The following is a 20,644-nucleotide window of genomic DNA, read 5'->3' as shown; positions in this document are numbered from 1 at the left end:
GTGGACGATTTGCTGTTGGATGATAAAGAGAAGTCCAAGCGCGACGTTCTGGATTTCAAACAACACGGCGGATGCTCCATCGTGGATGCTACAGCCGTCGATTATGGACGGGATGTTCAAGCGGTGCAGGAAATCGCGCTTGAAACCGGCATTCGCATTGTAGGAACGGCGGGCTTCAATAAAAGCTTCCTGTGGGATGCCAAAATCAAAGAGGAGCTGAAGCCGCTGATCGGCGATTATGAGAGTTATGCGCAGTGGATCGAGGCCAAAAGCATCAACGAGCTGGCGGATTTCGTCATCCGGGAGGTGGAGGAAGGGCTGGAAGGCACGCCATTCAAAGCAGGCCAGGTTAAGTTCGGGACAGGCTATAACCGCATCACGCCGCTGGAGGAGAAGACGCTGCGCGCTGTAGCCCGCGCTCATCACGAGACAAAAGCCCCCATCCACTCCCATACGGAAGTCGGCACCATGGCGCTGGAGCAAATCGAACTCCTAAAAAGCGAAGGCGTGGATCTATCCTACTTGAGTTTAGGGCATATGGACCGGAACCCCGACCCGTATTACCATGAGCAAATCGCCGCAACCGGAGCCTACATGAGCTTTGACGGCATCGGCAAAATCAAGTATGCGCCGGAAAGCACCCGCATCTCGCTGATTCTGGAGCTTGTCCGTAAAGGCTACGAGGATCAGATTCTCATCAGCGGAGATACCGCCCGTAAAACCTACTACAAGCATTACGATTACGGTCTCGGGCTGGAGTACATTATTTCCAAATGGGTGCCGCGCTTTGTAGACGAGGCGAATCGCAGCGGCTTTGACGGCCGGAAGCTGGTGGAGAAATTTTTCGTAAGCAATCCGGCCGACTGCTTCTCATTCAAAAAGTAAGGGGGGCTTAGCGTCATGAAATTCGAACTCGAGAATTCGGTTGAGGTGGAGGAGAAAATCCGCAAACTCGGCGCGGCCATACTTCCAATCGGGGCCGTTGAAGCACATGGTCCCCATCTGCCGCTGGGCACGGATAACCTGCTGGCGTCCAGGCTCGCGGACAAATTGGCTGAACGGACGGACAGCTTCGTTCTGCCGACCCTTCCTTATGGTCAAGTGTGGAGCCTGCGCAATTTTCCGGGAAGCATCAACGTGTCGAACGAAGCGCTCATCCGGCTGCTTGCCGATATCGGCGAGAGTATATATCATCAGGGATTCCGCATCTTCATCATGGTCAACGGCCATCTAGGCAATGCGGTTGCGCTGAAGGAAGCGGCGAGAATTTTATACGAACGGGTACCCGAATTGAAGGTGTTCTACTTCTTTTATCCAGGCACGAAGGAAATCACGGCGGAGGTACGCGAGGCTTCGGCCGCTCACGGCAGCTACATGCATGCCGATGAAATCGAGACCTCCTACATGCTGTATCTTGCGGGCGAATACGTGGACATGAGCAAGGCGATCGACGGCGCTCCGCAGATCCCGATTGAAGCGGACTTCACGCCTACACCCTGGGAGGAAATGACGGCTTCCGCGGTGCTTGGAGATGCAACGTTGGCAACGAGGGAGAAGGGAGAGCGGATTATCGAGCGAAGCCTGGAAGTCATGGCCGACATGGTACTCCGGGCGAAAAAAGCGATATGAACCCGTTCACTCGCGGAAGAATAACAGAAATCTATACAAATACAGGAACCACGAGGTGAAAGCGATGATGATGGACACCTATTTTGATGTGATTGGCGGGTTGTTTGACAAAGTACGAGCGGAGCAGGCCAAGTCGATACGTGAAGCGGCGGAAAAGGTGGCGGCCTGTATTCAGCAGGGCGGCATTATTCATCTGTTCGGCTGCGGGCATTCGCATATATTGACCGAGGAAGTCTTCTACCGGGCAGGCGGACTCGTACCGATCCGTCCGATTCTCATAGAGAAGCTGATGCTGCATGAAGGCGCGGTACGTTCGTCCGAGCTGGAAAGACAAAACGATCTTGCCGTCGAATTCATGAGCAAGCAGGACATCCGCAAGGGAGAGGTCGTATTCGTCCTGTCCACCTCGGGCCGCAATCCGGTTCCCGTGGATGTCGCTTTGATGGCGAAGGAGAAGGGGGCCTTCACCGTAGGCATTACCTCACTGGAATATTCCAAAAGCATGCCGTCCCGGCACAGCAGCGGCAAGCATCTGGCGGATGCCGTGGATCTGGTGATCGACAATTTCTCGGTCAAGGGCGATGCGGTATTGAGCCATCCCGGCCTTCAGGTCCCCTTTACCCCGAGCTCGACAGTGATCGGAGCCTTGATTTTGAACGCCCTGTTCGCCGAATCCATTGAGATTATGATTGAGCAAGGCTTTAACCCCCCTGTATTTCTTAGCGGAAATATCGACGGCTCCGATGAGCATAACCAAGCGCTGGTCGAGGCGTATAAAGGCCGGATAACCTTACTGGCCTGACAAGAGTCGAACGGATGAACGGCAGGAAACAACAGAGAAACCGCAACTTTACGTTTCAGTAAGTAACAGCCCCGGGCTGGCGGTTACAGGATGAGGAGGAAAGACATGTTCGCACAAACGGTAACCATACAGAATGAGCAGGGCTTTCATGTACGTCCGGCTCAGCTATTCTCGGAAAAAGCAGGAGAATTTGGAGCAGAGGTTCGTCTGAAGACAAACGAAGGACGCTCGGCGGATGGCAAGAGCATGCTGGAGCTGATGACGCTCGGCGTTGAACAAGGAGCCGTCGTGACTATCGAAGCCAACGGAGACGGTGAGCAAGAAGTCGTCGAAGCCCTGATACAGCTCGTCGAAAGCAAGTTTGGTGAAGCCTGATGAATAGGCTGGATATTCAAGGAATCGGCGTATCGGAGGGTATCCGGATTGCAAAGGCCTATATCTACGAATCTTCGGCGGGGGCCAGCGGCCAAAGCAGTCCCGAAGGGAATTATATTCCCGATACCTCGGCTGCGGTCCAAGACGAGCTTCATAAGCTTCGCGAAGCCAAAGCGGGCTGCGCCGAGCAAATGGAGAAGCTGATTGAGAAAGCGAAGGAAGCGGTAGGCGAAGAGCAAGCCGGCATTCTTGCGGGACACCGAAAGCTGCTGGACGATCCGGCTTTCTACCCGAAGATGGAGGCGCGGATCCGGGAGAAATTGGAGACGGCCCCAAGGGCCGTTGCCGAGGTTGTCAACCAAGTCGCTTCCATGTTTGAAGGCATGAGCAATGATTATATGAAAGAGCGCGCGACCGACATCCGCGATATCGGCGGCCGTCTTCTCGCCTGTCTGTCGCCTGGGCAATCGCAGGGACTTGCCGGAATCACCGAGCCGGTGATTCTCGTTGCCGACGATTTGACGCCTTCGGATACGGTGCAACTGGACCCTGCCTTGGTGGTCGGCTTTATCACCCGTACCGGAGGAGCAACCTCGCATACTGCGATTCTCGCGCGGTCGCTCGGCATTGCCGCTGTCGTCGGCGCGGGAGACGGGATCGACGGCATCGAGGACGGCGATCTGCTCGTCCTCGACGGATCAGCCGGGCTGTGCATCGCCCGGCCGGAAGCGGCGGAGGCGGAGCAGCATCGCCTCCGCATGCAGCAGGACCTCGAGCGCAGGCAGTCGCTCGAGGAATACACGGCGCGTCCGGCGGTGACCGCCGACGGTACGCGCGTGGAGCTCGCGGCGAACATCGGCAGCGCCGCGGAAGCCGAGGCCGCCGTCCGGCAGGGCGCGGACGGCGTGGGTCTGTTCCGCACGGAGTTCCTGTTCATGAACGCCACGGCCATGCCGGGCGAGGAGGAGCAGTTCCGTGCGTACCAGGAAGCGGTCCGGCAGATGGAGGGTCGCCCCGTGATCATCCGCACGATGGACATCGGCGGAGATAAGGAGCTTCCGTACCTGCAGCTGCCAAAGGAAACGAATCCCTTCCTGGGTTACCGTGCAATACGGGTAGGGCTTGTCCGCCAGGAGCTGCTGCGCACGCAGCTGCGGGCCGTGCTGCGGGCCAGCGCCTTCGGTACGGTGAAGGTCATGTTCCCGATGATCTCCGGTTTGCAAGAATGGAGGCAGGCGAGATCCATCCTGGCGGAAGTGCAGGGTGAATTGAGGGAGGAGGGCGTACCGTTCGACGAGAAGATGGAAGTCGGCATTATGGTCGAGATTCCCTCCACGGCCGTGTTGGCAGGACTTTTCGCGGACGAAGTCGATTTCTTCAGCATCGGTACGAATGATCTCGTTCAGTACACGGTTGCCGCGGATCGCATGAACGAACACGTAGCGCACCTGTACGATTATTTCCATCCCGCCGTGCTTCAGCTCATCCGAACGGTGATCGATGCTTCCCATAAGGCCGGTAAATGGACCGGCATGTGCGGCAGCATGGCGGGCGACCCGTTGGCCGCGCCGCTCTTGCTCGGTCTGGGACTTGACGAATGGAGCATGGAGGCTGGCAGACTCAGCCCGATCAAGGAAAGGCTCGAAGGATTGGAGCGAGCGGAATGCCGCGATCTGGCGGAACGCATTCTTCGCCTGGACACGCCCCAAGCCGTTCGTCAGGAGCTGGAGGCATTTTGCAGCGCTAAGATTCCCTGCTGATTCGTCTTCGAGAATTTCATAGCGAAGCGATTTCGTTCGCGGCTCCGCAAGAAGAAAACCCTTGATGAATCATCAAGGGTTTTTAGTCTTATTCATTTCAATGTTTCACACCAAGCCATGTCAGAACAACCAGGGTACCTCGATATTTATTGACCAGGTTCGGAGGACTTCATAGAATGAATAGAGAAGGATGCCTATTAGAAGCCTCATAGAAAGAGGATGGAACATGGAAAACAGTGAAAAGAGCTTTGTGATGAGTATGGAGCGCTTTAAGCCTCACACCTTTCAGGCCGAGCAGGGAGAGGGCCTCTTCCAGTCACATGCCCATGAATACGATGAGCTGACGCTGGTATTGGATGGGGAAGGGTACTACAGCTCTTCTGAACAGAATATCAAGGTAGCTGCCGGCGATCTTATCCTGATACCTGCCCGGCTTCATCACGGCTTCGTTTGTACGAGGCCTTGGCAGGGGATATCCGTTCATTTCTTCCACGATAGGCTTCCGGTCCATTGCCAATACCTCTTTCATGAAATAGAGTCCAAACCACATCGGATCCGGAGCGCCCATCTTCACGAAGATGATATGCGGTGGGCGGAAATCAGTTTTTTTCAGCTGGAGAAAGAATGGAATTCCAAGAGGCAAGACATCGATGCCTACAACATGATGCGGATTGCCTTTGAGACAACCTTGCTGATATTCCAGCGTAACAGGGAAACGTCGATGCCGACGGCAGGTACCGATCAAGTCGTATTGGAAGCGATATTAAAAGAAATTCATAGCAGCTATCATACACAAATTACGGTTAACGAGCTCGCAGCTCGCCATTTTATTTCCGAAAGCAATCTTCGCAGGAAGTTCTCGGAATCCTTCGGCGTCTCGCCAAAGCAGTATATCATCAACCTTCGTTTGATGGAGGCTAAACGGCTGTTGCGACAAACCGATAAGGCGATCGAATCGATCTCCGCCGAGGTGGGCTTTACCTCTTCCAGTCGGTTTTATGAGTTCTTTACGAAATCGAATGGAGCCACACCGCTTGAATGGCGTAAGCAGAATCCATGAATCGAATCGTTTATGAGGACCGTCCGTCAGGGCGGCCCTTTTCGTTTTCGACCGTCGAAAACGATTCGGTATTGCTTTATTTTGCATATATACTAAAGCGTTTTCATAATTGTTTGCCCAGAATTCGTCCCTGATAATTGAAAGATGGAAGTAAGAAATAAACCGAAGGGAGTGGACATCGCGGAAGGCTTTACTTTGATTGGAATGAAGGGATGAAAGGAGAGAGGGCATGCCAAATCGCACAACGACGTTTAGCAATCCAATCGTAGCAAACGCAGCCGATCCTTGGGTGCTGAAGCACACGGATGGCTATTATTACTTTATGTCCACGCAGCCGGGTCGCCTGGAACTTACCCGATCCTCCACCTTGACCGGACTTGCAGAGGGCCGAAGGAAGACCATATGGTCTCCGGAACCGGGAGGTCCCTACAGCTATAACTTGTGGGCACCGGAAATACATTACCTGAATGACAAATGGTACATCTACTATACGGCTAACGATGGCGGAGGAGACGAATCGCGGGGGCTATGCGTGCTGGAGAACGAACATAGCGATCCGCTCGAGGGCGAATGGGTTTGGAAAGGGGCGATGAAGACTCCCGTTCCGGGCTTGGACGGCACCGTGATGACGGTACGGAATCGGCTTTATTTTCTATATGCCGGATACGGACATTTTCCCGAATACGGATCTGCTATTTATATTGCGCAAATGGCTAATCCTTGGACATTGACCGGGGAACACCGCTTGCTAACGGCTCCAACGCTTACGTGGGAAAAACAAGGCGGAATGGCCATTAATGAAGGTCCCGTCACGCTGCATAGGAACGGCCGCATTTTTCTGGTTTATTCCGCCAGCACGACCTGGTCCGAGGATTATGCCCTGGGAATGTTGACGATGGATGAAGATGCCGATCCGATGGATCCGGCTTCATGGCAAAAGTCGTTGGAGCCTGTATTTCGCAAAAGTATAGAGAACGGAGTCTATGCGACCGGCCACAACAGCTTTACGAGGTCTCCGGATGATCAAGAGGACTGGATCGTCTTCCATGCGCTTCCTTCAGCCGACGCCGATGCGAGCATCCGCTCGACGCGCATACAGAAATTCGGCTGGAAACTTGATGGTACGCCTGATTTCGGGGTTCCTTGGAGCGATGCGCATCATCTGCCCGTGCCATCGGGGGAGTAATCAATGAACGCCTTTAAACAGGTTTGCATATGAAATGATCCATTATCTATTATCTATTATGGAGGGATCGAGATGAATACTAGGCTGAAACGTTTTGGGCTGCTTGCAGTCATCGTTATGCTGTTCATGTCAACCTTAGCCGTGCCAACGGCGCAGGCGGCTGCTATCGGAACGGTTGTTTATAGTAATCCGGCTGAACCGGAGCCTTATTATGTAAGGGCGGTCAAGCTTGATAATGGAGATATTCTGACCACCTTCACCCCGCGGTTTCCCGGCAACGCAGGATGGAGCGGCATGCAGCCCTTTCCCTTTTACAAGAGCACGGACAACGGGGCAACCTGGTCCTTATTCAGTGAAATTGATCCGAATGATTACGGACTGAACCGGAATCAGCAAGGCATGACAACGCTGTATGTACTGCCTCAGCAGGTTGGGGATTATCCGGCAGGAACCTTATTGTTTGCATCCACGGATTGGGACAACTCGGCACCGTATACGATTCATATCTGGAGAAGCACGGACAACGGCGCCACTTGGCAGTTTCACAGTAACCTGGCTGCAAGGGGAACCGAGGGGACAAAGCGTACATGGGAGCCGGAGTTTGCGATCACGGCCGATGGCCGGTTGATCTGCTATTACTCGGATGAGCGGAAACCGGGGTATAACCAGGCAATCGCGCAGGAGATTTCCAGTGACGGTGGACTGACCTGGGGAAATTACAGCATCATTGTGGGTAATCAGGCAGATTGGAATTGGCGTCCGGGGATGCCGCGGGTAATACAAGCGAAGAACGGAAGCTATTTCATGTTTTTCGAGATGCTGGGGGCAGCCCCTAACTTTGCGGTCCGGTTCAAAACCTCACCTGATGGCATCAATTGGGGAAGTCCGACGGATCTTGGCGAGGTTGTAGGAACAGGAATATATCGCGCATCCCAGACACCGGAGGTTGCTTACATCGATGATGGAACCGCGAATGGCCGCTTTTACGTTCGGGGCATGACGGATGTGGTTTCTTCCGCTAACAAAATGTTTACGAGCGCCGATTACGGAGCGACCTGGACGCAAATGGACGCGCCGCTGACCGTAAAAGGGTCAAATCAGAGCACGCCGGCAGCCTGGAGCGGAACGCTGCTCCCGCTGGGCCCGTCATTGCTCCTGGAGGTCAACACCGTAAAAGTGGGGAGCCGAAATGAAATCCGTGCCAATGTAGCCCAGGTGGATAAGGAATTCTCCATTGTATCCGGGGGGACCTATAAGCTGGTCAATCAGAATAACCAGCTTCTGCTGGATAATGCCGGCGGCGGTTCGCCGGCCGGGACAAACGTCATCCAGTGGAACGATCTCGGGGCAGATACCCAGTGGTGGCGGTTGGATTACAGAAACGGCGGCTTCTTCCGGGCAATGAATGTAAACAACAGCCTGATCCTGGATAATCCCAACGGAGCCACGACACCGGGTACAAACGTGATCATGTGGACGAATAATGAATTGGATACTCAGAGGTGGAAATTTACGCACAAGGGCAACGGATATTACACCAGCATGAACGAGCGCAGCGGATTGATGCTGGACAATGCGGGTGCCGGTTCTCCGGCAGGTACCAAGGTCATTCAATGGACGGCCAATGGTTTGGATACGCAGAATTGGAAAGCGGTGCGAGTGGATGCGGAAATTCCGGTCAACCAGCTGGAAAGCTATAACATCGCCAACAGTTTTGTTCGTTATCATGATGGCCGAGGGAAGATTGACGGGGGGCAGTACAGCGCTGAATCGCAGTGGAGAATGGTTCCGGGATTGGCTGATCCATCCGCCGTCTCCATCGAATCGGTGTCCTTTCCAGGTCAATATCTCAGACATCGTGACGGCAAGATTTGGCTGGAGTCCAATAATGATACCGCTCTGTTTAAACAGGATTCGACATGGAAGTTGCGTACCGGATTTTCAAGTCCATGGGCGGCCTCCTTCGAGTCTTATAACATATCCGGAACATTTATCAGGCACCGGGACGGCGTGTTGGAGATCTCGCCGATCACGACTACATTGGATCAGAAGGATGCGACATTTTACGTGAAGTGAATCATTTGAGGGAATAAGCCTTCTGCAACATAATTAACAAGAGAAGACAGCTGATCAGGCGATCGGCTGCCTTCTTTTCTTGCAAAATATAACATTCCACTATCCGTTCTTTTATTGCGAATACGAAATACTTTTAAATGTAAGGAGGGAGCATAAACTTCATGAATACCATGTCCAGCATTCTAGATAACAAAATAATAGCGATTATCCGCGGCGCCAATTCAAAAGACGTTTTGAACATGGCAAAGGCGCTGCACGAAGGCGGGGTGAACATTCTAGAAATCACCATGAATTCACCAAACGCATTGTCTGCCATTGAAGAGATAACCGTTGAACTTGGAGATCGAGTGGTGGTGGGGGCGGGTACCGTTCTGGACTCTGAAACTGCGCGAGCCGCTATCTTAGCAGGCGCCAAATTCATTCTGTCTCCTACGGTTGACATAGAAACGATACAAATGGCAAAACGATACGGAGCAGTAAGCATCCCGGGTGCCTTTACTCCGACTGAAATTCTATCAGCCTATGAAAATGGCGGCGATATTATCAAAGTGTTTCCTGCGACGTTGGGACCAAGCTTCATTAAAGATATACGCGGACCGCTTCCGCAAATTCCGTTGCTGCCAACTGGTGGCATAGATTTAAACAATATTCAGGAATTTATGAAGGCGGGCGCTATTGGTTGTGGCATTGGAAGCGCACTCGTGAATACGCAGCTGGAGATAACAGATGAGTATTTCGTGCAATTAACAGAAAAAGCGAGACAATTTGCTTCAGCAGTACAATCTAACGAGGATTAAGGAGTGGATTCATAATGAAAATTACGGGTTACGAATTATTCCTGGTACCGCCCCGCTGGTTGTTTTTAAAGATGGAGACGGATGAAGGCATTATCGGCTGGGGCGAACCTGTCATAGAAGGAAAGGCGAGAACGGTAGGAACCGCAGTAGAAGAGTTAATGGAGAATTTAATAGGGAAAGACCCATTAAGAATAGAGGACCATTGGAATCTCATGTATCGATCAGGCTTTTATCGGGGCGGCCCCATCTTAATGAGTGCGATTTCGGGCATTGATCAAGCCTTATGGGACATCAAAGGGAAATATTATAACGCGCCCGTCCATCAATTGCTTGGGGGAAAAGCAAGGGAGTCCATCAAGGTCTATTCATGGATTGGGGGAGATCGTCCTTCAGATGTCGGGAAATCGGCGAAAGAAGTGGTCTCCCGAGGATTTACAGCCGTAAAAATGAACGGTACGGAAGAACTTCAATATGTCGATTCCTATGAGAAAATAGACCAGGTCATTGAACGCATTGCAGCTGTCAGGGACGCGGTGGGTCCGTATGTTGGAATCGGCATTGATTTTCACGGTCGCGTGCATAAGCCAATGGCCAAAATCTTAGCCAAAGAGCTGGAGCCTTTTCGCCCGATGTTTATTGAAGAACCGGTTTTGCCCGAAAATAATGAAGCGCTGCGCGACATCGCTAATCATGTAGCCATCCCTATTGCAACCGGTGAACGAATGTTTTCCAAATGGGAGTTTAAACGTATATTGATGGATGGATATGTTGATATTATTCAGCCGGATCTATCCCATGCAGGCGGTATTACGGAATGCAAAAAAATCATCTCCATGGCTGAAGCGTTTGATGTGGCGGCAGCTCCGCATTGTCCATTAGGACCGATTGCGTTGGCTTCTTGCCTTCAAGTCGATGCGACTTGCCACAATGCATTTATTCAAGAACAGAGCCTTGGCATTCATTATAATCAGGGGAGCGATTTACTCGATTACATTGTGGATAATCTTGTGTTCGAGTATGAGAACGGTTACGTGAAAATACCGGAGGGTCCTGGCTTGGGAATTGAAATCAACGAAGACCATGTGCGAAAAATGGCCGATATCGGACACAATTGGAGAAACCCCGTTTGGCGGCATACGGATGGAAGCATCGCGGAGTGGTGATAACCCAAACGGATGTCAATCCAAATCATCGGTATTTGTATGTGTTTTGCATATAGCTTCCTAAGAGCGCCGGCAGCCCCTTCTATATCAAGTAGAAGGGGCTGTTTTTTTGGGATGTATCCTTTATGAGGGCGTTTTTATAAGTTATCCATGTCTATCGGGCAATCCTCAAGAAAAGATCCCGGAACACCTCGTCACGCCGAATGAAATGAACGGAGCGAATCATGTGCCGGAACGGATCATGCATCCATCGGAAATCCTCGGATATGCGCGGACTGTGAACCAGAGCGCTCGGACACCATTCCGGGTTGTTGAGCCAGGCAATGACGCCAATGTCCCAGATGACCCGGGAATAAGCAAAATGATCGTCGGAACAACTTAAATATGTTTCGAATAAATAATCCCCGATCTCGCCTTGGCCTTTGACGAAGTCCCGCAGTTCGGATAACGAGGTCTGCAAATGAGATGCCACGCCGAGGCAAGGAACGAGAATGAGCGGGACGCCGCAGTCCATGACCAGCCTGGATGCGTGCAAATCCTGAAAAAGGTTAAACTCCTTCGTATCGCTCCAATGCAGGGCATGCCCGCCTAACTATACCAGCACGATCCGTTCGAGGATCCGGGGTTCCATGAGCAGGGCGGATGCAACATTCGTGATGGCACCGATCGCAACGACATACAAAGGATCGCCAGGATCGCTTGCCATGGCCCGCTCAACGAGATTACGCGCGGCTTCGCTTTCGACCGGCTGGTCGGAAGCAGGAAGGTAACCCGTGGAGCCGCGATAGACAGGGATGTCTTCACGTCCCAGAATGCGGCGGATGTTCCATATTTCCTGGTAGCTTTTTTCCATTCCGTCCGCAGGACCTGAAGATAGCTCATTGAAGAAAGGCGCTGCATATAATGCCTCTACGGTCATGTTGTCCGCGGATTTCAGCGCGTAAGCGATCGCAAACTGATCGTCGATTTCATTGAATGCGTCGGTATCCAGCACCAGGCGGATTTTACGTCCCGGATGCTCCAGACGCTGCACCAATTGGCTTGCCGGGATCGTTGGAAAAGTAGTCATCGCCATATCCTCCAATCATGTTTAGGCTAGGCCGCCAGGAGCCGCTCCAGCTGATTCATCTGGCATTAGGAAACGAACTTTATACGCTGACCGTGGGTTCGACCACCGTTATGGTATTACGGATGGAATCGAGATTAACGGTTGCGCCAATCGGCAGAGCTGCTTTATACACACCATGGCCCGTGGCAAGATTCGTGATTAACGGCTTGCCGAGAGGCACGATGAACTCGTTGATGACATCCTCATAGGCTTTGCCGTAAGCCGTCTGACAGCCTGTACATTCCCCCATGATGATGCCGATGCAGTCACGAAATTTTCCGGCGAGCTTCAAATCGTTGAAGTATCTGTAGACGGTATTGGTAGGTTCATGCGTTTCTTCAAGAACGATGATTTTCCCCCGTGTATCGATTTCGAAGGGAGTCCCCAGCGTATCAACGAATGACGTTAAATTACCGCCTACAAGCGGCCCCGTAACGTTGCCCGGAACCCGGCCGATCAGGGGCATACCAGGCGGGTTCAGGATGGGGCGCGTTAATGAATACAGGGACGTTGCCGCAAAAAACTGATCGAAATTATAGGCTGGCGTTTCGGGTTTGAAGTCAATAAGCAATAGACTATGGAATGTAATTAAATCGACCAGTTGATGCAGGGCGTTTAATAAAACCGTGATATCGCTGTAGCCCGTCAAGATTTTCGGGTGATTCCGGATAACCTGATAATCCAGGTACGGGAGGATTCCGGCTACGCCTGTGCCGCCTCTGGTAGGCAGTATCATTTTAACCTGCTCGTTTTGGAACATCATCATTAAATCGGATGCCCGCTGTTCGTCCGTGCCGGCCAGAAACCCGTTTTGCGCATATACATATTGACCCAATACGATATTGAACCCCATTGCTCTCAAATATTCGATCCGTGCATCAATGATGCTGGCAGCGAGCGGGCTGCCCAAGGTAACGATTCCAACGGTATCGCCTCTCTGTAGTATTGGCGGACGTATCGGCATATTCCTGCCTCCTGCCTTGAAATAGAAGAAGCCTCGTATTCCCGTGTCTCTTTCTAGATTATATTGAATACGCCATCTGCACAGTACTGAAATGAAGCGGGAATAGTGAATCGTTAGTTGGACGGCTACGCAAGGGCTTGCTGGCGTGTCTTAACGATGGGAAGCAGCCTGCTTCCTGTATGCTCCCGGGGTCATGCCCGTCAATTTTTTGAAATTGCGATGAAAGTGCGTCAGCGTGGCATACCCGCAGATTTCAGCGATTTGCCCGACAGACTCCTCATGGTTTCGCAGGAGTTCTTTGGCACGGGCGATCCGTTTTGCCTGGATGTAACCCGTCACATGCAAACCGGTGTACTTCTTGAACATGCGGGAAAAATGGGCGGGGTCCACCGCAGCTTTGGCCGACAGAGCAGCTAGTCCGATAGGCTGATCCAGATGTTCGTGAATCCATTGGATGGAATCCATCAGCCAGGCCGGGCCGATCTGGGAGTGGGCCGTCTGTTCTGCGGACAGGGTGCTGATATAGCGATTGATATGCAGCAGCAAGGAGCGCAGCTGAAGCACGAGCGCCTCGCGGAATCCTAGCTGGGCAAGCCGGATTTCTTCCGAGATTCCTTTCAGCATGTCCTCGATATAGGCTTGGTTCGACTCGGGTAATTGATGACGATAGGAACCTGTTCTATGGGCATATTCAAAACAGCTGAGGACGGAGTATTGCAAATCGCTTCCGTTCGCGCCGAGTACAAGCGAAGGCGCAAAGAATAAAGCACTCGAAACAATGGGCTGGTCCGGGTCAGGGAAAGAGCTGTGAATCGTGTTACCGGGTATGATGAAAAGGTCGCCTTCTTTTTTCTCCATCAGCTTGTTTTCAATAAAAAACGTGCCTTTTCCCTGGTACACGTATACCAATTCGTAAAGATCATGCAAGTGATGAGGCAGCTCCAGTTGAGGGCTTTTTTTAGTCCGATAAACCAATTCCATCGGAAACAGGGGATCTCCTTGAAATGGCTTGCGCAGGGGAGTCATGAACACCACTCCTTATCCTCTAATAAAAACAACAATATCAAAATAGGTTATAAAAATGCAATCCTTGGCTATTTTTGTACACTGATTATGAACGTACAATAAAGATAGCGAACACTACACCTAAAAGGCAGGGATGTATATGAGATTGGATGCCCACCAGCATTATTGGCTGATTGAGCGAGGAGATTATGAATGGATCACGCCGGAGGTTCCGGAGCTTTATCGAAACTTCCTGCCCTCCGATCTTAAGCCGCATTTGGATTCGCATCAATTGGACGGCAGCATAACGGTTCAGGCAGCACCGACCTTGGAAGAGACGGATTATCTGTTATCATTGGCGGATCGCGATGCTACCATTGTCGGAGTAGTAGGATGGATCGACCTGTTCGATCCGGAGCACCGCCGGCATTATGAGCGATTTCGGAAACATCCGAAATTTATCGGCTTTCGCATCATGATTCAGGATATGCCGGAAGCCAATGTGATCCTGGAGCCGACTTTTATCCAAGCATTGAACGAATATGTCAAGGAAGACGTTCCGATCGATCTTCTTGTCCGGAGTCATCAGCTGGAGACGCTGTTGAAGCTGATTGAGATGGTCCCCGGCATCCGCGGCGTCATCGATCATCTGGGCAAGCCGCCGATCCGAAGCGGACAGATGGAACCTTGGGAGAGCTTGATGAAGCAAATCGCCCGTTTTCCGCGCATCTACTGCAAGCTATCCGGTATGGTGACCGAGGCGGAGCATCGCCGGTGGAGCCAGGAAGACTTTAATGAGTATGTACATAAAGTGGTCGCGATGTTCGGTCCCGATCGGGTCATATTCGGCAGCGATTGGCCCGTGTGCCTGCTATCGGCAGAATATGACCAAGTGGTTGACGTATTGGCGGAAGCGCTGCCGAAGCATTGGGGAGAACGGGAACATGCACGTTTGTTCGGTCTGAACGCCAAGGCGTTCTATAAGTTGGAAAAGGATGGTGTTCATCATGAAATACCGTAAGTTAGGCCGAACCGGTCTGGATGTTTCCGTATTAGGCTTCGGAGCCTCTTCGCTAGGCTCCGTCTTTCGGGAGACCGACGACAACGAGGGAATCCGTACCGTGCACGCAGCCATGGATGCGGGCATCAATTTGATCGATGTATCCCCTTATTACGGATTGACGAAGGCGGAAACCGTGCTGGGCGAAGCGATCCGACAATTACCCCGGGACCAATTTATCCTGTCTACGAAAGCAGGCCGCTATGGCGAGAATGATTTTGATTTCACGTCCAAGCGGATTATCGCCAGTATCGATGAGAGCTTGAAGCGACTCCAAACCGATTACGTGGACATTCTCTTTTTGCATGATATTGAGTTCGTTCCCGCATCCGTTGTAATGGAGGAAGCCCTTCCTGCACTCCAGCTTTTAAAGGAAAAGGGGAAAATCCGTTTTGGAGGGATTTGCGGTCTGCCTCTGCAGTTGTTCGAAAAATTGCTGCCCCAAATCGAAGTGGACGCCATCATTTCTTACTGCCATTATTCTTTGAATGATCAGACGCTTACCGGTTTGCTGCCGCTGCTTGACGAGGAGGGAATTGGGCTTATTAACGCCTCTCCCTTATCCATGGGCCTTCTCGGTTTCCGAGGAGCGCCGTCTTGGCATCCGGCTTCAACGGAAATCAGGGAAGCCTGCAGACGTGCGGCCGAGTATTGCGCTAAAGCCGGAACGGATATCGCGAAGCTAGCCGTGCAATTCTCGACTTCGAATGAACAGATTCCGACGACGCTGGTCAGTACGGCCAATCCCGACAATATACAACGTAATGCCGCTTGGAGCGAAGAGCCGCTGGATCAGACCCTTTTAGCGGAAGTATTGAAGATTTTGGAGCCCGTACAAGGACGGACTTGGACAAGTGGACGCCCGGAATACAATGAAGGCATCCGATGAAGAAGAGGAGGCAGCTGGGATGAAGGGTATCGTATGTCAAGAGATCGGGAAATTTCAATACCGGGAGGATTTGCCCGAGCCTCCATTGCTCGAAGGAGAAGCCATCGTCAACATCAAGCGGATCGGGATTTGCGGTACGGATCTGCATGCCTTTCGCGGGAATCAGCCCTTTTTTACGTACCCGCGTATTCTCGGCCATGAGCTATCCGGCATCATTGAAAAAGTCGGAGCTAACGAAGAGGGATTGAAGCCCGGAGACACCGTCTGCGTCATTCCTTACATTCACTGCGGGGAATGCATGCCTTGCCTTAGAGGCAAAACAAACTGTTGCAGATCGTTGAAGGTGATGGGGGTGCATATCGACGGCGGCATGCGCGAGCGCATCTCCGTTCCGACTCGCCATTTGATGCGGGCGGAAGGGCTGACCTTGGATCAGGCTGCCTTGGTAGAACCGCTTGCCATTGGCGCGCATGGCGTTAAACGAGCGAATGTGACCCCGAAGGATACGGTTTTAGTCATCGGAGCCGGTCCGATAGGACTCGGGATCATGGTTTTTGCCAAAGCGCTGGGGGCAACCGTTATCGCCATGGATATGAACGCCGATCGGTTGGCCTTCTGCAAAACCTGGGCGAAGGTGGATCATGCCATCCAGGTTGGAGATGAACTGTCTGATCTTTCGGCGATAACGGATGGAGAATTTCCTTCCATCGTTTTGGACGCAACGGGAAACCAACCCTCCATGACCAACGCTTTTAACATGGTTGCACACGGGGGGACCTTGGTATATGTAGGCTTGATTCAAGGGGACATTTCATTTCGGGATCCCGAGTTCCATAAGCGGGAATTGACGCTGATGGGCAGCCGTAACGCGACCAGGGATGATTTCCATGATGTGATGCAGCGGATCTCGGAAGGCGGCATTTCGGAAGGCGGCATCGATGTAGATCCGTACATCACCCATCGATGCCGGTTTGACGATTTGATCCAAGAATTTCAGGGCTGGCTCCGTCCTTCCGCCAAGGTCATTAAGGCGATGGTGGAACTTTGAACCATTCTCTTGAATTGGTTGAACATGGTTCAGATGAAAGAGGATAATGGAAGGTCAAACGGCAGATGGAAATGGACAGCATATTTCTTAATTTTATTTTGCAGTGTATGATAACAGTATGTCTTAATTTCTTTCACGCGGATTCTCTTCCATTGTCGGATGAGGTTAAGTCATATTCGGGAATTCGTAAACGGTTACATTAGGAACCAAGGCTGGGATAGAAGGGGTGTGCCCTGGTAATTCAGGGCTTTTTTTAAATTGTATTCATACCGTGTATGACTGCGGAAGGTTGCAAGCTGCAAGGGGGGAGCCGACATGAAACCCGTATTCAAGATCATGATCGTAGACGACGAAATGCTTGTCAGGCAGGGGATTAAGCACCTTCTGGATTGGGAACAGGAGGGGTACCGAATCGTAGGCGAGGCTTCTAACGGTCAGGAAGCACTGAATTTGATGAATGAGGTGAGCCCTCATGTCATTCTTACCGACATCGTAATGCCCGTCATGGGAGGGGAGAAACTGGTCAAGGTCGTTAAGGAGAAGTATCCCCACATTGAAATCATCGTTCTTAGCAGTTTCAGCGAATTCGATTATGTTCGGTCTACTTTTCAGAGCGGCGTAGCGGACTATATCCTGAAGCCGAAGCTGGAAGCCGATTATCTGTTGTCCATCCTTAATAAGGTTACGGCCAAAATGGTCGCCATGAAGCCGGACGCCGATCCACGTGCGGATCAAGGGGAAGCGCGGATCCTGCAAGCCATCGAGAAACTCATGACGGGTTATGAGTCTTCGCTGGATCCCTTGCTGCTGCATTCGAGGTTTCCTTTCGGACAGTATTTGTTTTTCGGTGCGGATATGAAGCATATGAAAGAGTCCGGGGACAGATGGGGTTTCGGGAACGAATTGGAAAGCGAACTCCAAAAGATAGCGATGGCCGACTTGGTGTTTATGCGGTTGAAGTTTGTCAACGATACGGCTCTTTTTTTGCTGAACGTGAATCCCGAACGGAGGAACGAACTTGTCATTGAACTCCGGCAACTGATCCCCAAACTGGCTCATGATACGAGTGAGACGCATTTTGTCATCAGCCAGTGCTTCGCCGACTTTAAAAGTCTCGGCGAGGTTTACCATGACAATTATCTGAAACTCATGCGATACGGCTTCTTCCTTAAGGATCGGACGCTGATTGAATACGAACATTTGCCGGGCCTTCCGGATTCGCATCTCGAATACGACATGGGTGAGCTCATGGAACAGTTGAAACGCAAGCAGTACCGGAAGGCCTTCACCGGCTTTTTGGAATACGCCTGCCTGCGCTCGATGGATTATCGTACCGATATTTTCGAATTCAAATCGTCGTTGGGGAATTTCATATTTAACGTGGCGACCACGCTTGGAAAAATGAAGGTCGAGACCGGAAGCCTGGAGAATGCCAAATACGACTATTTCCGAAAAATAGACGAAGCCAGGTATGCCGGCGAAGCTATCGCCGTTGTCGAAGCGTTCATCCGCGAAGCGGAACGTGCGATAGGCGAGACGAATACATCCGTTAATCCCAATATGGACCGGCTGCTTGAATATATTCAGGACCATTATGCCGACCCCATCACACTAACCGGAGTGGCCAGGCAGTTTCACTTTAATGCTTCTTATCTGTCGAGTTATTTTGCTTCGTATAATGGGGAGGGATTCAGTGAATACCTCAATAAAATCCGTTTGGAAAAAGCCATGGAGCTGCTTCTGACAACGGAACTTACGATTTCCGAAATCAGCGCCAGCGTAGGGTACTCCGATCAGAGTTACTTCACTAAGGTGTTCAAGAAGCAGACAGGCATCTCTCCGAGTCAGTTTCGGAGGCAAGACGCGCGGGAGATACGGGAATCATGATCGGAAATGTCATAACCAAGCTGCGAAAACAAGGCTTATTCCTTAAGCTGTTTCTTGTGACCCTCATCAGCATCGTTACCGTTTCCCTCCTGACGCTGTCCATTACCATCAGCATGTCGGAGAAGTTGTTTCTGCAGACCTTCAGCATCACGAACGGCAAGCTGTTGAACCAGATGAAGTCAAACCTGGAGTCCTATAATAACGCTATAGCAACCGGTGCCACCATGATCGCCCAGAATGCGGCGATCCGAAGCTATTTATCGGGCGGAGAAACGGAGGCCGTGGCTCTTGCGATGAAAACGTATCGGATGACAGAGGGCATGAAGTCGATTCAGTCCAACTTTAGCGCCTATGACGTCGGCATCATGATCGTTGGAGCGAATGGCAGAAGTTATTCTACCGATCCTTGGTATTGGTCGGTCTCGGCCGAGGAACTGAAGGATCACCCGATTACCAAGACAACGATGGCCCATCCTGCACAAATCCTGTACCAGCTCTATCGTGGCGATGATCCTAAAGCTAACGCACAGGAGCCCATGCTCGTCGCCTCCAAAGCTCTCTTTGACCAGTCTACCGGCAGAATTTACGGCACCTTGTACGTGGTCATCCGCGACCGGAATTTCAAGCCCTTCTATGCGAATTTTACAAGCGAAGGCAATGACGTCGTGCTGTTGAACAAGGAAGGGGTCATTGTTTCCAGCAACAGGACCGAATTGATCGGGATGTCGGATGAGGGACTGCTTCAGGAAGTCGTAACGGATCAGGACGAGGGAGAAGACGATCAGTCTGCCTATGTAATGGGGAACGAACGAATTGTGTTCTCGGAATATTTGCCCGAATTCGAATTTTATTTGGTGAATATGATCGACAAGAAAGCCGTGACCGGACAGATGGTGAATGCAAAAGCTGTCACGTTGACGATCATGGCTATCGTTGCGATATCGCTTGTCATTGTTTTTCTGATCACCCGGCGAATGACGCAGTCGCTCCGCGTACTCGTCGAACAGATGTCGAGCATTCCGACTAGCGGGTTCGATCATCATGTCGATGTTGCAAACAGCAGTTATGAAGTGAAGGAACTGGGGAACGCCTTCAACTTTATGCTGGATGCGCTGCATGATTATGTAGACCGATTGATGGAAACCCAGAAGCAGCAGCGAAATGCGGAGCTGGCCGCGCTTCAAATGCAGATCAATCCGCATTTTTTGTATAACACGCTGGCTTCGGTCAAATTTCTGGTGCAGCAGGGCAACAAGGAAAAAGCGGCGGGTACGATTAACGCGCTCATATCGCTCCTGCAAAATACGGTCAGCGATATTCACTCCACCATTCCTGTGCGGCAGGAACTCGAGACGCTCAAGCATTATGTGTATATTAATCATGTGCGTTACGGAGAGAAAATCCGCGTCCATTACTTCGTGGAGCCGGATAGCCTGGATTATCATATGCCCAAGCTCATTCTTCAGCCATTTATTGAGAATGCATTCTTCCACGCATTCAACATCAAAGGAGAGGGGAGGATTTTGATCATGATTGCCGTTCAGGAAGACCAGCTTGTGTGTGAAGTCGTAGATGACGGGGACGGTATGAATCTTGAGCAGAACCCGCCCATAGAAGACTCGTTGCCTGCACCGATGAGCAAACGCCAATTGTTCTCCGGCATTGGGATACGCAATGTGGATGATCGAATTAAATTGATGTACGGCGAGAAATACGGGGTCCACATTACAAGCAAACGCGGTGAAGGAACAAAAATCATCCTTACGCTTCCATTGACCAAAGCTAAAGATATTACAAGAATCTAAAGATAGTACCAGAGCCAGTATGAAAGCGAA

19 protein-coding genes are annotated in these 20,644 nt (G+C 51.4%); 15 read left to right on the top strand and 4 right to left on the bottom strand.

The genetic code is table 11. The features are described 5' to 3' along the window. The 10 genes from RB298_RS21210 to dgoD form a co-directional block, all read left to right on the top strand. Positions 1–885 (top strand): phosphotriesterase family protein (locus tag RB298_RS21210; protein ID WP_486048452.1); only part of this gene is annotated, 885 nt, incomplete at its 5' end. Between the two features lie 15 nt (positions 886–900). Then, the gene (locus RB298_RS21205) at positions 901–1,629 is read left to right on the top strand and encodes a creatininase family protein (RefSeq protein WP_096776225.1); all 729 of its coding nucleotides are present in this window, start codon (positions 901–903) and stop codon (positions 1,627–1,629) included. A gap of 67 nt (positions 1,630–1,696) precedes the next feature. Beyond that, positions 1,697–2,431, top strand: a complete 735-nt coding sequence (locus RB298_RS21200) for an SIS domain-containing protein (RefSeq protein ID WP_036659682.1) — start codon at positions 1,697–1,699, stop codon at positions 2,429–2,431. A gap of 105 nt (positions 2,432–2,536) precedes the next feature. Continuing rightward, on the top strand, positions 2,537–2,806 hold the full coding sequence (locus RB298_RS21195; RefSeq protein ID WP_486048450.1) for an HPr family phosphocarrier protein: 270 nt from the start codon (positions 2,537–2,539) through the stop codon (positions 2,804–2,806). Continuing rightward, on the top strand, positions 2,806–4,566 hold the full coding sequence (ptsP, locus tag RB298_RS21190) for a phosphoenolpyruvate--protein phosphotransferase (protein WP_486048448.1): 1,761 nt from the start codon (positions 2,806–2,808) through the stop codon (positions 4,564–4,566). The genes RB298_RS21195 and ptsP overlap by 1 nt, the downstream gene beginning before the upstream one ends. A gap of 226 nt (positions 4,567–4,792) precedes the next feature. Beyond that, positions 4,793–5,626 (top strand): helix-turn-helix domain-containing protein, encoded by an 834-nt coding sequence (locus RB298_RS21185; protein WP_096776223.1) that lies wholly within the window; start codon positions 4,793–4,795, stop codon positions 5,624–5,626. A gap of 229 nt (positions 5,627–5,855) precedes the next feature. Beyond that, the gene (locus RB298_RS21180) at positions 5,856–6,812 is read left to right on the top strand and encodes a glycoside hydrolase family 43 protein (RefSeq protein ID WP_486048446.1); all 957 of its coding nucleotides are present in this window, start codon (positions 5,856–5,858) and stop codon (positions 6,810–6,812) included. A 72-nt stretch (positions 6,813–6,884) separates the two neighbouring features. Then, a complete protein-coding gene (locus tag RB298_RS21175; RefSeq protein WP_486048444.1) occupies positions 6,885–8,888 on the top strand; it encodes an AbfB domain-containing protein in 2,004 nt (667 codons plus the stop codon). A gap of 161 nt (positions 8,889–9,049) precedes the next feature. Then, a complete protein-coding gene (locus RB298_RS21170) occupies positions 9,050–9,685 on the top strand; it encodes a bifunctional 4-hydroxy-2-oxoglutarate aldolase/2-dehydro-3-deoxy-phosphogluconate aldolase (RefSeq protein ID WP_486048442.1) in 636 nt (211 codons plus the stop codon). A 14-nt stretch (positions 9,686–9,699) separates the two neighbouring features. Further along, complete coding sequence (gene dgoD / locus RB298_RS21165) at positions 9,700–10,848, top strand: galactonate dehydratase (RefSeq protein ID WP_009593299.1); 1,149 nt, start codon at positions 9,700–9,702, stop codon at positions 10,846–10,848. 154 nt (positions 10,849–11,002) lie between these two features. On the opposite strand, the gene RB298_RS21160 is transcribed toward dgoD, so the two are convergent. The 4 genes from RB298_RS21160 to RB298_RS21145 form a co-directional block, all read right to left on the bottom strand. Next, a complete protein-coding gene (locus tag RB298_RS21160; RefSeq protein ID WP_486048441.1) occupies positions 11,003–11,362 on the bottom strand; it encodes a hypothetical protein in 360 nt (119 codons plus the stop codon). Between the two features lie 78 nt (positions 11,363–11,440). After that, positions 11,441–11,917, bottom strand: coding sequence for a nucleoside hydrolase (locus tag RB298_RS21155; protein WP_486048439.1), 477 nt, complete (start codon positions 11,915–11,917; stop codon positions 11,441–11,443). 79 nt (positions 11,918–11,996) lie between these two features. Continuing rightward, positions 11,997–12,920, bottom strand: a complete 924-nt coding sequence (locus RB298_RS21150; protein ID WP_486048437.1) for a S66 peptidase family protein — start codon at positions 12,918–12,920, stop codon at positions 11,997–11,999. A 150-nt stretch (positions 12,921–13,070) separates the two neighbouring features. After that, a complete protein-coding gene (locus tag RB298_RS21145; RefSeq protein WP_375121655.1) occupies positions 13,071–13,946 on the bottom strand; it encodes a helix-turn-helix domain-containing protein in 876 nt (291 codons plus the stop codon). A gap of 139 nt (positions 13,947–14,085) precedes the next feature. On the opposite strand from RB298_RS21145, the gene RB298_RS21140 reads away from it, so the two are divergent. The 5 genes from RB298_RS21140 to RB298_RS21120 all read left to right on the top strand — a co-directional run bounded on the left by RB298_RS21140 (position 14,086) and on the right by RB298_RS21120 (position 20,614). Continuing rightward, positions 14,086–14,946, top strand: a complete 861-nt coding sequence (locus tag RB298_RS21140) for an amidohydrolase family protein (protein ID WP_486048435.1) — start codon at positions 14,086–14,088, stop codon at positions 14,944–14,946. Continuing rightward, a complete protein-coding gene (locus RB298_RS21135) occupies positions 14,933–15,874 on the top strand; it encodes an aldo/keto reductase (RefSeq protein ID WP_486048433.1) in 942 nt (313 codons plus the stop codon). The genes RB298_RS21140 and RB298_RS21135 overlap by 14 nt, the downstream gene beginning before the upstream one ends. A gap of 19 nt (positions 15,875–15,893) precedes the next feature. After that, positions 15,894–16,922: a zinc-binding alcohol dehydrogenase family protein gene (locus RB298_RS21130; RefSeq protein WP_486048431.1), complete on the top strand. Its 1,029-nt coding sequence runs from the start codon at positions 15,894–15,896 to the stop codon at positions 16,920–16,922. Positions 16,923–17,237: 315 nt separating this feature from the next. Continuing rightward, positions 17,238–18,809 (top strand): response regulator transcription factor, encoded by a 1,572-nt coding sequence (locus tag RB298_RS21125; protein WP_486048429.1) that lies wholly within the window; start codon positions 17,238–17,240, stop codon positions 18,807–18,809. Next, positions 18,806–20,614: a cache domain-containing sensor histidine kinase gene (locus tag RB298_RS21120; protein ID WP_375121651.1), complete on the top strand. Its 1,809-nt coding sequence runs from the start codon at positions 18,806–18,808 to the stop codon at positions 20,612–20,614. The genes RB298_RS21125 and RB298_RS21120 overlap by 4 nt, the downstream gene beginning before the upstream one ends. The last annotated feature ends 30 nt before the right edge of the window (positions 20,615–20,644 follow it).

The sequence above is a fragment of the Priestia sp. BR_2 genome (assembly GCF_041954005.1).
In the GTDB taxonomy this organism is placed as follows: Bacteria; Bacillota; Bacilli; order Paenibacillales; family Paenibacillaceae; genus Paenibacillus_AQ; species Paenibacillus_AQ lautus_A.
Note: the sequence above shows the minus strand (reverse complement) of the source record. Positions and strands in the feature narration are given on the sequence as shown.

Coding starts and splice junctions, on each gene's coding strand:
- RB298_RS21205 (WP_096776225.1), top strand. CDS start 901: ATGAAATTCGAACTCGAGAATTCGGTTGAGGTGGAGGAGAAAATCCGC.
- RB298_RS21200 (WP_036659682.1), top strand. CDS start 1,697: ATGATGGACACCTATTTTGATGTGATTGGCGGGTTGTTTGACAAAGTA.
- RB298_RS21195 (WP_486048450.1), top strand. CDS start 2,537: ATGTTCGCACAAACGGTAACCATACAGAATGAGCAGGGCTTTCATGTA.
- ptsP (WP_486048448.1), top strand. CDS start 2,806: ATGAATAGGCTGGATATTCAAGGAATCGGCGTATCGGAGGGTATCCGG.
- RB298_RS21185 (WP_096776223.1), top strand. CDS start 4,793: ATGGAAAACAGTGAAAAGAGCTTTGTGATGAGTATGGAGCGCTTTAAG.
- RB298_RS21180 (WP_486048446.1), top strand. CDS start 5,856: ATGCCAAATCGCACAACGACGTTTAGCAATCCAATCGTAGCAAACGCA.
- RB298_RS21175 (WP_486048444.1), top strand. CDS start 6,885: ATGAATACTAGGCTGAAACGTTTTGGGCTGCTTGCAGTCATCGTTATG.
- RB298_RS21170 (WP_486048442.1), top strand. CDS start 9,050: ATGAATACCATGTCCAGCATTCTAGATAACAAAATAATAGCGATTATC.
- dgoD (WP_009593299.1), top strand. CDS start 9,700: ATGAAAATTACGGGTTACGAATTATTCCTGGTACCGCCCCGCTGGTTG.
- RB298_RS21160 (WP_486048441.1), bottom strand. CDS start 11,362: ATGGACTGCGGCGTCCCGCTCATTCTCGTTCCTTGCCTCGGCGTGGCA.
- RB298_RS21155 (WP_486048439.1), bottom strand. CDS start 11,917: ATGACTACTTTTCCAACGATCCCGGCAAGCCAATTGGTGCAGCGTCTG.
- RB298_RS21150 (WP_486048437.1), bottom strand. CDS start 12,920: ATGCCGATACGTCCGCCAATACTACAGAGAGGCGATACCGTTGGAATC.
- RB298_RS21145 (WP_375121655.1), bottom strand. CDS start 13,946: ATGACTCCCCTGCGCAAGCCATTTCAAGGAGATCCCCTGTTTCCGATG.
- RB298_RS21140 (WP_486048435.1), top strand. CDS start 14,086: ATGAGATTGGATGCCCACCAGCATTATTGGCTGATTGAGCGAGGAGAT.
- RB298_RS21135 (WP_486048433.1), top strand. CDS start 14,933: ATGAAATACCGTAAGTTAGGCCGAACCGGTCTGGATGTTTCCGTATTA.
- RB298_RS21130 (WP_486048431.1), top strand. CDS start 15,894: ATGAAGGGTATCGTATGTCAAGAGATCGGGAAATTTCAATACCGGGAG.
- RB298_RS21125 (WP_486048429.1), top strand. CDS start 17,238: ATGAAACCCGTATTCAAGATCATGATCGTAGACGACGAAATGCTTGTC.
- RB298_RS21120 (WP_375121651.1), top strand. CDS start 18,806: ATGATCGGAAATGTCATAACCAAGCTGCGAAAACAAGGCTTATTCCTT.